Raw genomic sequence first — 13,068 nt, forward strand, 5'->3', positions numbered from 1 at the left:
GGTTGCCTTCAAGCAGCCATGTTCGCCGATTAGCGTTCTTTCGACCTATGACAGGTGTGGGAGATCGTTATGATCAAGTTGGGGAATCCGAAACGTATCGTCATGGCCAGCATGACCTTGGGCTGTGCCCTTGGGATCGGCTACTTGATGCAGATGTCGAGTGGTGATCGCACCGTGCCTTCGGCGCAGGCATCCGCGGTTGATCCCGCGTCTGCCGATGTGTTTTCGCAGGCGTTCGTGGGAGAGAGTCCAGAACCGAAAGATACGGCGCAGACGCCTGTCGCGGTTCCTGTCGAAAACAAGATTGAAGAGACCGCGCAAGCGGAAGAGCGCGAGGCGCCGGTCCTTGCCGCCGAGCCCGGGAAAGAGCAGCTTTTCCATGAGGCTTCGCTGGTGACCGGACAGAGCTTTGAGGCGGATGGCCTTGAAATTGAAAGCGTCACGCTGACGTCGGCCGAGCCGGTACCGCCGGCCGCAGCACCGCAGCCCAAGGCGCTGCCCGATGCGCCGCTGCAACTGGCCGCACTGGAGGATGCGCCGATCCGAACCTTCCCGAAGGAAGAAACGGCCCCGGCTCTGGCGGCGTGTGAAGGCGAGATCGAGATGGTTGCGCGCCCCGAAGCCGCAGCGATGGTTCAGCTGGACCTGACCGCGCCTTGCCAGGCGGACACGCAGTTCACCCTGCACCACAATGGCATGATGTTCAGCGCGATCACCGATCTCGATGGAACATGGTCGATGCAGGTGCCGGCCCTGACACAAAGCGCGGTGTTCATCGCGGCCTTCGAAAACGGCGAAGGTGCGGTGGCAAATGCCGATGTCGATATGCTGGACCATTATGACCGTTACGTCGTGCAATGGCAGGGCCGCAGCGGGATGCAGATTCACGCGATGGAATACGGTGCGGACTATGGTGAACAGGGCCACGTCTGGCGCGATGCGGCGCGGGATGTGTCCAGCGCAGCGACAGGCGAGGGCGGTTTCCTGTTGCGCCTTGGCGACGGGGTGATCGAGGAGACGACCCTGATGGCAGAGGTCTACACCTTTCCGACGCAGAACGCGCTGCGCGAGGGCGATATACAGGTGAGCCTGGAGACCGAGGTCAACGCGGCCAATTGCGGCCGGGATATCGAGGCGCAGGCGCTGATCAAGCCCGGGGCCGGGGAAATCTCGGTGCGCGACCTGACGATGGCGATCCCGGATTGCGACGCGGTGGGTGACTTTCTGGTGTTGAAAAACCTGTACGAAGACTTGAAGATCGCGCGCAACTGACGCTGCGATCCGAGGGCATCCATGAAAATGCTACGTGCGGCGGCTTACGCCGCACTTTTCTTTTTTGCGGGCGCGCTCCCGGTCAGCGCGCAGGACGTGACGCTGACGTCGCGTGACGGAAATGTCGAGATTACCGGCAACCTTCTGGGATTTGATGGCGAGTTCTACCGGGTCGATACGGTCTATGGCGAGCTGACTGTTGACGGCTCGGGCGTGGATTGCGCAGGGCCGGGCTGCCCCAATCTGGATACCTACGTGGCGCAGGTGGTGTTTTCCGGGGCGCCGACGATCGGGCGGCTGTTGATGCCGGCGCTGATCGAGGCGTTTGCCATCCGTGAAGGATATGAGATGAGCCGCGAGACCCTGGAGGACGGCAGCTTGCTGTTGTCGATCCACGACCCGGATGAGGCGCGCGTCGTGGGCGAGTTCCAGTTCCGGTTGACCAATTCCGACGAAGGTTTTGCCGACCTGATCGCGGATGTGGCGGACATAGCCATGTCGATGCGCGAGATCCGCCCCCGAGAGGTGCGGCTGGGCAAGGATGCGGCGCTGGGCGACATGTCGGCCAAGGGGCGTGGGCGGGTAATGGCGTTGGAGGCGCTGGTGCCGGTGGTGGCGCCGTCGAACCCGGTGCAGCAGGTGACGTTGACGCAACTGGCCGAGGTTCTGTCGGGCAAGATCGACAACTGGAACGCGCTGGGCGGGCCGGACGCACCGATTGCGGTGCATCTTTTCGATGCGCGGTCCGGTCTGGGACAGGCCAGCGAGGATCTTGTGGTGCGCCCGGCGGGCGTAAGTTTTGCCGAGACCGTCACCCGCCATGCCGATGGCGTGTCTTTGGCAAAGGCGGTGGCGGAGGACCCGTTTGCAATGGGCCTGACGGCGCGGGCCGAGACGGGAAACACGCTGACGCTGGCGCTCAGCGGAGAATGCGGGTTTGCGTTGCGCGCCACGCGGCGGGCGGTCAAGACCGAGGACTATCCGTTGACCGCACCGATGTTCCTGTATCTTCCGGCGCGGCGGCTGCCGAAGCTGGGGCGGGAGTTCCTGGCGTATCTGAAGGATCCGACCGCGCAGCTGGTGATCCGGCGGGCCGGTTTCGTGGATCAGGCGCCGGAGGAGATCGGGATCAACGAACAGGGCGACCGCTTTGCCAATTCGATTGCGCAGGCGGGCGAGGAATTGGGGCTGGAGGAGCTGCAGCGCATGGTGTCGGCCCTGACGCCGCTGAAGCGGCTGACAACCACGTTCCGGTTCGAGGCCGGGTCGGCGCGGTTGGATGCGCAGTCACGCTCGAACGTGGCGCAGCTGGCGCGGGCGATGGAGGTTGGCAAGTACGACGCGCGCCGGCTGGTTTTCGTGGGATTCAGCGACGGGGCGGGCCCGGCGGGAAACAACCGGCGGATCGCGCTGCGCCGGGCCGAGGCTGTGCGCAGTGCTGTTGTCGCGGCGGCGGAGACGGCGAACATGGATCGGATCACGACGGAGCTGGAAGCCTTTGGCGAGGCGATGCCGATGGCCTGTGACGGCACCGGCTGGGGCCGGCGGATCAACCGGCGGGTCGAGGTTTGGGTGAGGTAGGGTCTAAATCAAGCCTTGCGCGCGAAAGCTGGTCTCGCAGGATTTGCCGATGATGATGTGATCGTGCAGCGTGATGCCAAGTGCGCTGGCGGCCGTTTGGATCTGGATGGTCATGTCGATATCGGACTGGGAGGGCGTGGGATCGCCCGAGGGGTGATTGTGCACCAGGCAACTTAAACTAACCATGTTATTGAATTATATGTAGGAACTGTAATTCTGAGGATGCGTTGGGGCCGGTACTCGGGATCGGTATGGAATGCCTCATCGTGAGCATCACGGTTCGTCCTGATTCGCCACTCCTGAGCTTCGAGAGGCACGGCAAGTCACGAGATTCATTCTATCCCATTCCTCGAGCTCTTGAATAGGATAGAGCACTGCCTTGCCGATTTTCACGAACGCTGGGCCAACGCGCATAGCACGCCAATTGCGAAGGGTGCCAACGCTGATTTCCTCGCGGTAGCGCTTTGCGACTTCCTCTGCTGTTAAATACTTCTGCTCTTCCATCGTTATCACTCCCGAGCACTGTATCGCACGGGCGTAGGATGACAGTCCCGGCAGATCATGGAAGACCTTGATCGACGGAGTAGTGCAAAGACAGGCAATCGGCGGTGAAAGGCGATGGAAGCAGGCCGCCATACACACGAATGTTCCGATGTTCTTTTTCTCGATGTAGCTATCCGACGTGATTGATCCAGCGTTGCCCTCCGAAGGCTGATGTCAAGGGGCTGGGCGACAATGAGGAGACGAAAAGAGACAATAAGAACAAGGATTTGCGAGGCCCTCGTTCTGACCTTTCAACTCGCGAGAAGTTCACGTAAGCACTGCGTAAGCAGTTGCGACACGGCAAGTACCCATAGCTCAGCTGGATAGAGCGTCGCCCTCCGAAGGCGAAGGCCCCAGGTTCGAATCCTGGTGGGTGCGCCATTTTCCCAAATGAATCAACACCTTAATGGTGCGCACCTCTAAAGGCTTGGTGCTTACTGGCCAGGGAGTTTATCGGATAACCTGGATCAGAATATCGGCCACGGCACGAACAGCGGGCGAATCTTTTAGGTCGGTGTGAATGACGAGCCATACGGGGCGCGGTTCGGGATGTTCATCGGCGACACGGGAGAGGTTCGGGCACCGCTCCGCCATGACGCAGGGCAACAGCGCGACGCCCAAACCGGTCTCTGCGGCGGCGCGCTGGCTGTGGAAGTCGCCGGTTAGCAAATCGAGCGGCCGGTCTCCGGCAAACTCCTCCAACCAGCGTTGCTGCGGCACATGGGCGAGCGTTTCGTCGAAGGCAATGAAGCGCCACTGGTTCCGCGGAAGTTTTGCGACGTCTGAGGTGGCGTAGAGCCCGAAGGCGACCGAGCCGATTTTGCGGATTATATTCTGCCGCCCTTGCGGCTCGACCATGCGCACGGCCAGATCAGCCTCACCGCTGTCTAGCGAGGCGAGATGCGAGTTCGCGGACAGCACTATCTGAAGGTCAGGATGCGTGGCGCGCAACTCGCGCAATGCGGGAATGATGAGTTCGCTGACCAGCACCGGCGGCGCGGTCAATCTGATCCGACCGGATAGCGTGCCCTGGGCGGCATGGGCGAGGCGCTCCACGCGGTGCGCCTGCTCTTCCATTTGCATGGCGATTTCGGCGATCTTTCGCCCCTTGTCGGTCAAAGGCGTGGAGCGAGCGAGACGCCGCACTAGTTTGTGGCCGAGGCTCTCCTCCAGGGCGGAGATACGGCGTGACACCGTGGCATGGTTTACGCCAAGCGAACGCGCCGCGCCGGCAAGCGACCCTTCGCTTTGCAGTACCGCCAGAACATGCAGATCATCCCAGTTCATCTGAGCGTTATTGCACGGATGGCATGTCCATATAAGGAATTTTCGACAGAAGGCTCACCTGTCAAGCATTTCCACACATGAAAGACAGGAGCAAAGCCATGATCCCAACCCTTCCTCTCAGCGCCGACGGCCCGGAACTTCCCGCGGTCGGCCTAGGCTGCATGGGCATGTCCGAATTCTATGGCGAGACGGATGATGCGCAGTCACTGGCCGTTCTGGCTCGCGCCCATGAACTGGGCGTGCGGATGTTCGACACCGCCGACATGTATGGCAACGGCCACAACGAAGAGCTACTGGCGCGCTTCCTGAAAGAGGGTAGGCGAGATGCTTTCATCGCTACCAAGTTCGGCATTCGCAAGGCGGCCGGCGCATATGCCCGCGGCATCGACAACAGCCCGGATTATATCCGTGAGGCCTGTGACGCATCGCTCAGGCGTCTCGGGATCGAGCGGATCGATCTGTATTATGTCCACCGCGCCGAAGCCGGCCGACCGATCGATGAGACCATGGGCGTACTGGCCGATCTGGTGCGGGCGGGCAAGATCGCGCGCATCGGCCTTAGTGAAGTCTCAGCCGAGACCCTTCGCCGCGCTCATGCCGTCCATCCGGTGGCGGCGGTGCAAAGCGAATACTCGCTGACCACGCGCGACATGGAAGCAGATGTACTGCCCACCTGCCGGGAATTGGGAATCGCCTTCATCGCCTATAGCCCGTTGGGGCGCGGCTTGCTGTCCGGCACGATGAAAAGAGTCGATCTGGCCGAGGACGATTTTCGCCGCAACGCCCCGCGCTTTGTCGGGGACGCGTTGGAGGCGAACCTAGCTCGTCTCGATACGTTGCGCGCGATTGCCGATCAGCGCGAGGCAACGCCCTCGCAAATCGCACTTGCCTGGGTGCTCTACAAAGGCGTGTTCGCAATACCCGGCACCAAGCGAATGAGCTATCTGGAACAGAATATTGCCGCCGCGAGCCTGCGCCTGTCGGCCGATGAAGTCGCCAAGCTGGATGACGCCTATGCACCGGGCAGCTTCACCGGCGAACGCTACACCGCCGAGGGCATGAAAGGGGTGAACGCATGAGCCTCGCGACGGACAACCCTGATCAAGTCGCGTTGATCGGACGCCGTGCGATGCAAGCCATCACGGGCGAGGCGATGAACGATATCCTGGCAACGGTCGGCAGCCATTCGCCGCAACTAGCGGGTAATCTCGTCACACACGCCTTCGCCTCGGTGATCGCGGACCCGGCGCTTGGACACACTACGCGGGAACTGGCAACCATTACCATGCTCGGCGCCATGGGCGGTTGCGAGGGTCAGTTGCGCACCCATCTCGGCTTCGCGCTTGATTGCGGCCTGGCGCCCGAAGAGATTGTCGCCTGTGCCGAGCATGTTTCCGTTTATGCCGGTTATCCGCGCGCGCTGACCATGTTGCGGATCGCGCGCGAGGTCTTGGCAGATCACGGAGAGGAGTTGTGCGTCGCGGGGCCCTTCCACCTACGTGATCATACGACCCGGCTGTTCGACAGCGGCGGCGACAAACCGCCCATGGTGCTGCTCCATGCGCTCGGGCTGGACTGGAGAATGTGGTCTCGCGTGATCCCGCTGCTAGTGCCGCATTATCGGGTGATCGCCTATGATCTGCGCGGATTTGGCGGAGCGTCCTTCGCGCCGCAGGCTCGCGATCTCGCGCATTACGCTGAGGATGTGGCCGACCTGCTTGACCGGCTCGGTCAAACGCGGGCCCATGTCACCGGATTATCTCTTGGTGGATCCATCGCGCTGGAACTTGGTCTCCAGCGGCCGGATTTGGTTGCCAGCCTATCGGTAGTCGCCGCCACGGCGTGGTCTTTCCCTGCATTCGAAGAACGCGCCCGCGCCGCTGAGACAGAGGGAATGGAGGCGCAAGTCATTCCAAGCCTCACGCGTTGGTTCCGCTCTAACGATCTGGCCACGAACGACTGGGCTGTGCGCTACGCCCGCAATTGCGTGCTGCGTGCGTCAGTCGACGACTGGAGCGCCGCGTGGCGCAGCCTTGCCCGCGTTTCTCTCGACGGCAGGCTCCGCGATATTGAAGCACCGACGCGGATCATCGCAGGAGAATGCGATCAATCCACACCGCCTAGCCTGATGGAACGCCTGCTCGTCGCACCGCAGTGCGACTTTACCGTCATTCCTGCTGCCCCACACATGGTGTCGCTTACTCATGCAGAAGAACTCGGCAAGGCGATACTCACGGGAAATTGCGACCGCACTGGCTCGGCTCCCGAATTCTGAGGTAGCCGACTTTGGCCGAAGTAGGGACGAAAGTCGAGCCAACGTTTGCGGTCTTCTTGGGCAGCGAGCAAGCGAAGGGAGAGGCGGCAAAGTGAATGTACCGCGCGCATCGCGGATGAACCGTGCGTTGGTCGAACGGAAGAAGAGCTCACGGAAAGGACTGACACCTAACCGATCTCGGCCAAAAGGCCGTTGTAGAAATTCCGGAGCTTGGCGGACCTTTCATCCGCCATCTTTTGTCCTGTCGGCGTGCAGAAATTGTCGCACAGCTTGAAGAGCTTGGTGCGAAAGTGATCGAGAGCATAAGTACCGTCATCGTGGTCTCTGTTACTCGCGGCGGGATCGGAGATATGATAAAGTGACGCGTTGTGCATCCCCGCTATATACATGCATCGCGCGACTCCGATGAAGCCGATCGCGTCAAGTCGGTCGGCATCCTGAAGAATTCTTGCCTCCAAACTCCCGGGAGAAACTTGCGCAGAAAAACTGTGCGCCTCGATTGCATGGCTCGTTCTCTGGATCTGATCGGTTGCCCACCCAAGATCGGAAAGAACGTTTTCAGCCTTTAGTGCCGCAAGCCGGGACGCCCTGCTGCGTTCAGGCGATTGTTTGTCGACCCAAACGCTGTCGTGTAATAGGCAAGCGGCCAGGAGGATTTCCGTATCTCCGCCTTCGACTGCCAGTATTAGTTCTGCATTGCGCCAAACCCGCAAGAGATGCGCTTGGTCATGTGCGCCATCTCGGTGATCAAAGGCGTGTGGCAGCAGTTCGCGCGCGAGGTCTGGGTGCGGAAATTCGTGGTGCATACAATGCAATTCATACGCTGAGTCTGTCGGGCCGAATACCCAGCATGTGGCCTCCTGGCCGGTCTCTGCAAGTCCAACGCACCGACCAGGCCTTTACCAAGTGGTTTCCCGGAGTCTCGCATTCCAAATGATAGCAAGAAAGAATGTCACAACAGCAAATATGGCGCCAAAGAGGAATGGGGTCGCGCCCGAGGCAGAAACGAGGCCTGAAACGAGCGCGGCAATACACATCTGCAGCGCACCTAGGACACCGCTCGCGGTTCCTGCCGCCGACGCGAATTCCTCAAGCGCGAACGCCTGGGCCGTCCCGTAGCTCCAGGAGAACCCGACCGACCCGGCCGCGACCGGCAACACATAGGCTAATGGCGAATTAATCGAACCGACGCCGTCGATGACCGCAAGCACGCTGCTGCAGAAGAACATCAATAGGAGACCTGCCAGCGTGACTTTCGCCGTTCCAAATCCCTCGGTCATGGGCGCTACCACAAGAGAGGCGAAGATGATCACAACCGCGTTCGCGGTGAAGAACAGCGTGAATGTGCTTTCATGAAGACCGAGGCGATTCATGAGAACCACGGGTGCCACGCCGACATGGCTCATAAGAAACGACAGTCCCACGACGGTGATGACGCCGGGAAGCCAGGCACGCCGGTTTCTGATAACCAACCGGAACGAGATGGCTTGTCTACCCGAGCGCGAATGTCGCAACGTCTCGGTCATCCCCGATCCAGTCACGATCGCTGCTACGCATCCTAGCACAACATATAGCCAGAATACCGAGCGCCATCCGAACAGCAAGATGGGTCCGAGACTTATCAGTGGCGCAAGACTGGTCAATAGATTTAGCGTGGCCGTCAATCCGGCGTATCCCCGGGCCGCGTCACGGCCTTCGTAGAGATCGCGGACGGTCGCGAAGGCACAGACAGTCGTCGCGCTGGCGCCCACGCCCTGCACAACACGTGCGACTAGTAGGACAGGCAAGTTCTGGGACAGGGCGGCAATAATCGAGCCGCTCGTGAAAATAGACAGCCCGCAGAGAGCTACAGTTTTTCGACCCCATCGATCGCTCAGCCGGCCGAAGGGCACCTGTCCAGCCCCCAATGTGATCAGAAAAAAGCTGACTAGCAGACTCGCTCGCTCAGCGCGCACATTGAGATCGGTCGCGACCATATCCACGGCGGGAAGAGCTAGGTCGATACCGAGCGGGCTAAAGGAGACCAGGGTAATCGCAAAGATCATGCCGGTTCGTGATGTCTGGATCATCTTAGCGCCCCCAAGGATCAGGCTGACAGCAACAGCTTCAGCGCGATCGCCCACATGACGAGTCCGACGAGGGCGTCGAGTATTCGCCAAGCATTTGCCCGCGCGAAGACCGGCCGCAGCAGGGACGCTCCATGTCCTAGGCTGAAGAAAAAGAGGAAGGAGGCGGTCGCCGCGCCCATCGCGAAGACCATCTCGCTGCCCGGAAAACGGGTCGAAACGGCGCCCAGCAGGAAGACGGTGTCCAGGTAGACATGCGGGTTGAGCCAGGTCATCGCCAGGCAAACGCCCAGCGTCGCGCCCAGCCCAGCGGTCCCGCCGCCCGAGGGTGCGAGGGTCTCCGTGGATACCATGGCCGAGCGCAGGCTCATCGCTCCGTAGGTCACGAGGAACGCGGTCCCGAAGTAGAGGAGCACGGGCTCCAGCCAAGCCGCCAGCGAGACGATAGCCTGGAAACCGGTGACCCCGAGAGTGATCAAGAGCGCATCCGAGAGCGCGCAGGTAAAGCACACACTGTTCACGTGCTCGCCGCGGATGCCCTGCCGTAGTACGAAGGCATTCTGCGACCCGATCGCCAAGATCAAGCTTGCACCGACACCGAGCCCGGTAAAAAATGCGCCCGTCATCAGGTGCCACCCATCTCCGGGAACTGTTCGGCCCCCGGCACCGTGACCTCGCTCCACTCGGCCTCGGCACCGGCTCGGATCAGCAACTCGGTGAGCTCCGCAAGAGCGCTCCGTGACGCTGTTACTTGCTCGGGTGAGGTGCCTTCGCTCATGATCAGCGCCTTGCTGGTTTCCGGCTCGAGGCAGAAATCGGCGGAGTCGCGGTGATTGAGGCCCCAGCAGAGTAGGTCATGGCCGGCCGCGTAGACCAGCAGGTCTTCGCCGCCCTTCGACATATCGATCCGTCCGCCTACAGGCGTGTAGCGATCCGTCTCGCGCCGTGCGCGACGGAGTGTGACTTCCCGCCCATCGATCTTGTCGAGATCGTAGCCACCCATGGGCACGCCATGGATGATCGACATGGCGTTGTAGAGATCAATGGACGGCTCACCCGTCAACCAGGCATTTTCCCCCTTGCGGGCACGCTTGGTAAGGGCTTCCACCGAGGAGAGGTACTTGCTCGGCTTAAGGCCCATCTTACCGTAGACGGGCCGCCAGGTGCCGACGATTTCGCGATCCTCGGCCGCCGCCGCAGCGACCCGCTTCCGGAGATGATCCATCTGGATCAATCGGGCCGCGAAGCCGTACCCGGAGAACCGGATCCCGTGAATCTCCAGACCCGGGAAGATGTCCCGGGCTTGGCGCGTCAGTCTCAGCATGGGTGATCTTGTATTTCTGGACTACGCAATGGGCGCTCCAATTCTGCCGTTTCCGTCACAACTCTTGCAGCCGTAAGGCGAATACGACATGAATACCAATGATCTTACCTCATTTCGGATGAGGAAAATTCAGGAGGGGATGTGATCGATTACTCGGGCCTCGAAGCTGTCTTCGCCGTAATCGAGGAAGGGTCCTTTGACCGCGCGGCGGGCCGTCTGAACGTGACGCCGTCGGCCATCTCCCATCGCGTGAAGGGACTCGAGGACCGGATGGGTACCGCCCTCATCGTCCGCGGTACACCTTGCCTGCCGACCGAGGCCGGCCGCCGGGTGAGTCGGCACATTGAGCGGGTTCATCTTCTTGAGGCTTCGCTGCAGGAGGACTATCCGGGCCTGGCCGCGCGGCAAGCGCGACCGCGTCCTGCCAAAGCGCGGGTCGTCGTGAACGCTGACAGCCTAAGCACTTGGTGTATGGAAGCCTTTGCAGATTTCACGGACCGGACGGGCTGTATGCTCGACTTGGCGATGGAGGATCAGAACTTTGCGCTGGACTGGTTGACCAAGGGCGAGGCAGACGCGGCCGTCACGGCGACAGAAAGCGCGTTGGCGGGCTGCGATGTCCATCGGCTCGGCACGCTACGCTACCACGCTACGGCCAGCCCAGGTTTCGTGCGTCACTATTTCCCCGATGGCGTTACAGAGGAGGCCTTCGCGGGCGCTCCGAGCCTTACGTTTAACCGCAAGGACGCGCTTCAGCGACGATGGAGCTGCGAAATGTTTGGTCGCCATGTCGAGCATCCCACGCACTGGGTTCCATCCTCCACGGCCTTCGTGGACGCCGCGCTCCGGGGCATGGGGTGGGGGATGAATCCAGAGCATTTGGTTGCCGATCACCTCGCCTCGGGTTGTCTCATTGAACTCGTCCCAGGGCGGGTAATCGACATACCACTCTACTGGCAGATTAACCGGATCTCAGCCGATCTGCTGAAGGAGCTTACGGCAAGTGTCCTGCGTAGCGCCGGACGCCACCTGCGAGGCGGCGCCGCCACGTCGTCTTTCGGCCCGAGGGCTCGAAGCGCAATGTCCGCTCCGAACCCAACTTGACTGATGCTGCGGCCCGCGTAAACGACAGGTCTTCGAATGCCGGTGCATTGTCACGTCAATGCGGTAGAGCCTTTTGCCTGCCAGGCGGCTGACATACCTTACGTCGGTTGTTCCTTAACGCTCCTCGGCAGCCTTCATCAACTTTGAGAGCGCGGCGTCTAATTGAGCGATCTCATCTCCCGACAGGGCAGCCAGAAGCGATTTCTGTGTTTCCACGTGATCGGCAAGCGCGGCTTCGACCAACTCACGGCCCTTGTCGGTCAATTCGACCACGGCGCGGCGGGCATCTCTCGCGTCCGGACGCCGAGTGACGAAGCCCGCCTTGGCGAGCTGATCGACCCGGTTCGTCATAGTTCCAGACGTTATCATCATCGAGGACATCAACTCGCCGGGGGACAGTGCGTGGGGCGGGTCGGATCGGCGCAAGGTGGCAAGAACGTCGAACCCGGCCGCGTTCAATCCGTGCAGGGCAAACGTTTCGCCCATGCGCCGCGTGAAGTGATGGAAGACCCTAGAGAGGCGGCCGACGGGCCCCATCGCGGAAGTGTCAAGGTCAGGCCGCGCGGTGGCCCATTGCTCCAAAATCCGATCAACAGCATCCATGCCATCAAATTTATGGCAGTATTTATCTTGACGTCAAGACAGATAGGAATATCTTGATGTCAAGATAATGCCGTGGAACCGCCCGTGCCCCGAACACTCAACGTTATCCTGACCGCGCTTGCCCCTACGGTATGGGGTAGCACTTACATTGTGACGACCGAGCTTCTACCGGAAGGCTATCCGATCACGGCGGCCATGCTTCGAGCGCTGCCGGCCGGTCTCTTGCTACTTCTGCTCGTGCGCTCGCTTCCTCGGGGGCGGTGGATCGCCCGAGCCTTCGTTTTGGGTGCGTTGAACTTCTCTGTGTTCTGGTGGCTCCTCTTTGTCTCGGCCTACCGCTTGCCCGGCGGTGTCGCGGCGACTATCGGTGCGGTTCAGCCCCTGATCGTCCTCGTGCTGGCGAGGCACTTGATGGGACAGCCGATTACCGGAACCGGATTGATCGCGGGCATCGTGGGTGTCGGGGGCGTCGGCCTACTCGTCCTGACGCCTGAGGCGACACTCGATACCGTGGGCATCATCGCCGCCTTGGGCGGAGCAACCTCCATGGCACTTGGCACGGTGCTCACGAAGACATGGCAGCCTCCGGTATCGCCGCTTACTTTCACTGCGTGGCAACTCACTGCCGGGGGCATCCTCCTATTGCCTGCCGCTCTTCTGTTTGAGCCATCTCTCCCGCCGCTTTCAACGGCTAACGTCCTAGGCTTTGTTTATCTCGGTCTCGTCGGCGGCGCGATTACCTACATCCTCTGGTTTCGGGGGATCGCGTTACTTGGACCTTCGGCCGTTTCCCCACTCGGCCGACTGAGTCCTGTCGCGGCCGTCCTGCTTGGTTGGTTCCTGCTGAACCAAACGCTCACCCCACTCCAAGTCGTCGGCATGCTCCTCGCGCTTGCCAGCGCGTGGTTCGGGCAGAAGTCTCAACAGACGCCGACGATGGTCGCTCAACCACCGCAGCGGGCTTAGATTGCGTCGCGCAAGGGTAAGGAAATCGAATTTGCTTCATGGACTTC

At 61.1% G+C, this 13,068-nt stretch carries 13 protein-coding genes, 1 tRNA gene and 1 pseudogene; 7 read left to right on the top strand and 8 right to left on the bottom strand.

The features are described from left to right. Positions 1–69: 69 nt before the first annotated feature. Together FIU86_RS19190 and FIU86_RS19195 are read left to right on the top strand one after the other, a co-directional pair. Positions 70–1,272, top strand: coding sequence for a hypothetical protein (locus FIU86_RS19190; protein WP_152476558.1), 1,203 nt, complete (start codon positions 70–72; stop codon positions 1,270–1,272). Positions 1,273–1,293: 21 nt separating this feature from the next. Then, positions 1,294–2,853, top strand: coding sequence for a substrate-binding domain-containing protein (locus FIU86_RS19195; protein ID WP_152476560.1), 1,560 nt, complete (start codon positions 1,294–1,296; stop codon positions 2,851–2,853). Positions 2,854–2,856: 3 nt separating this feature from the next. On the opposite strand, the pseudogene FIU86_RS19200 reads toward FIU86_RS19195, so the two are convergent. After that, positions 2,857–3,021, bottom strand: a pseudogene (locus FIU86_RS19200) (JAB domain-containing protein); the annotation flags it as partial. Between the two features lie 105 nt (positions 3,022–3,126). Then, entirely contained in the window at positions 3,127–3,357 is a 231-nt protein-coding gene (locus FIU86_RS19205) for a helix-turn-helix domain-containing protein (protein ID WP_152476562.1), read from the bottom strand. Positions 3,358–3,700: 343 nt separating this feature from the next. Between FIU86_RS19205 and FIU86_RS19210 the strand changes: the two genes are divergently transcribed. Then, a tRNA-Arg gene (locus FIU86_RS19210) sits at positions 3,701–3,777 on the top strand. Between the two features lie 69 nt (positions 3,778–3,846). Here the strand turns inward: FIU86_RS19210 and FIU86_RS19215 are convergent. Next, positions 3,847–4,683 carry a LysR family transcriptional regulator gene (locus FIU86_RS19215; protein ID WP_152476564.1) on the bottom strand — a complete coding sequence of 279 codons (837 nt, stop codon included), beginning with the start codon at positions 4,681–4,683 and terminating at the stop codon, positions 3,847–3,849. A gap of 98 nt (positions 4,684–4,781) precedes the next feature. Here FIU86_RS19215 and FIU86_RS19220 point away from each other — a divergent pair, with 98 nt between their 5' ends. Both FIU86_RS19220 and FIU86_RS19225 read left to right on the top strand, forming a co-directional pair. Continuing rightward, positions 4,782–5,762 carry an aldo/keto reductase gene (locus FIU86_RS19220; protein ID WP_152476566.1) on the top strand — a complete coding sequence of 327 codons (981 nt, stop codon included), beginning with the start codon at positions 4,782–4,784 and terminating at the stop codon, positions 5,760–5,762. Further along, positions 5,759–6,958: an alpha/beta fold hydrolase gene (locus FIU86_RS19225; RefSeq protein ID WP_152476568.1), complete on the top strand. Its 1,200-nt coding sequence runs from the start codon at positions 5,759–5,761 to the stop codon at positions 6,956–6,958. Before FIU86_RS19220 ends, FIU86_RS19225 begins: the two co-directional genes overlap by 4 nt. Before the next feature lie 167 nt (positions 6,959–7,125). Here FIU86_RS19225 and FIU86_RS19230 read toward each other — a convergent pair whose 3' ends face one another. The 4 genes from FIU86_RS19230 to FIU86_RS19245 all read right to left on the bottom strand — a co-directional run bounded on the left by FIU86_RS19230 (position 7,126) and on the right by FIU86_RS19245 (position 10,348). Next, a complete protein-coding gene (locus FIU86_RS19230; protein WP_152476570.1) occupies positions 7,126–7,764 on the bottom strand; it encodes an HD domain-containing protein in 639 nt (212 codons plus the stop codon). A gap of 93 nt (positions 7,765–7,857) precedes the next feature. Further along, the gene (locus tag FIU86_RS19235; RefSeq protein ID WP_152476572.1) at positions 7,858–9,027 is read right to left on the bottom strand and encodes a multidrug effflux MFS transporter; all 1,170 of its coding nucleotides are present in this window, start codon (positions 9,025–9,027) and stop codon (positions 7,858–7,860) included. Positions 9,028–9,044: 17 nt separating this feature from the next. Then, positions 9,045–9,650, bottom strand: a complete 606-nt coding sequence (locus FIU86_RS19240; protein WP_152476574.1) for a LysE/ArgO family amino acid transporter — start codon at positions 9,648–9,650, stop codon at positions 9,045–9,047. Then, on the bottom strand, positions 9,650–10,348 hold the full coding sequence (locus tag FIU86_RS19245) for a B3/4 domain-containing protein (RefSeq protein WP_152476576.1): 699 nt from the start codon (positions 10,346–10,348) through the stop codon (positions 9,650–9,652). The genes FIU86_RS19240 and FIU86_RS19245 overlap by 1 nt, the downstream gene beginning before the upstream one ends. 141 nt (positions 10,349–10,489) lie before the next feature. Between FIU86_RS19245 and FIU86_RS19250 the strand changes: the two genes are divergently transcribed. Beyond that, entirely contained in the window at positions 10,490–11,452 is a 963-nt protein-coding gene (locus FIU86_RS19250) for a LysR family transcriptional regulator ArgP (RefSeq protein WP_152476578.1), read from the top strand. 114 nt (positions 11,453–11,566) lie between these two features. On the opposite strand, the gene FIU86_RS19255 is transcribed toward FIU86_RS19250, so the two are convergent. Next, positions 11,567–12,055 carry a MarR family winged helix-turn-helix transcriptional regulator gene (locus FIU86_RS19255; protein WP_152476580.1) on the bottom strand — a complete coding sequence of 163 codons (489 nt, stop codon included), beginning with the start codon at positions 12,053–12,055 and terminating at the stop codon, positions 11,567–11,569. Positions 12,056–12,139: 84 nt separating this feature from the next. Here FIU86_RS19255 and FIU86_RS19260 point away from each other — a divergent pair, with 84 nt between their 5' ends. Further along, entirely contained in the window at positions 12,140–13,021 is an 882-nt protein-coding gene (locus FIU86_RS19260) for an EamA family transporter (RefSeq protein ID WP_152476582.1), read from the top strand. The last annotated feature ends 47 nt before the right edge of the window (positions 13,022–13,068 follow it).

It is taken from the genome of Roseovarius sp. THAF9, assembly GCF_009363715.1.
GTDB lineage: Bacteria > Pseudomonadota > Alphaproteobacteria > Rhodobacterales > Rhodobacteraceae > Roseovarius.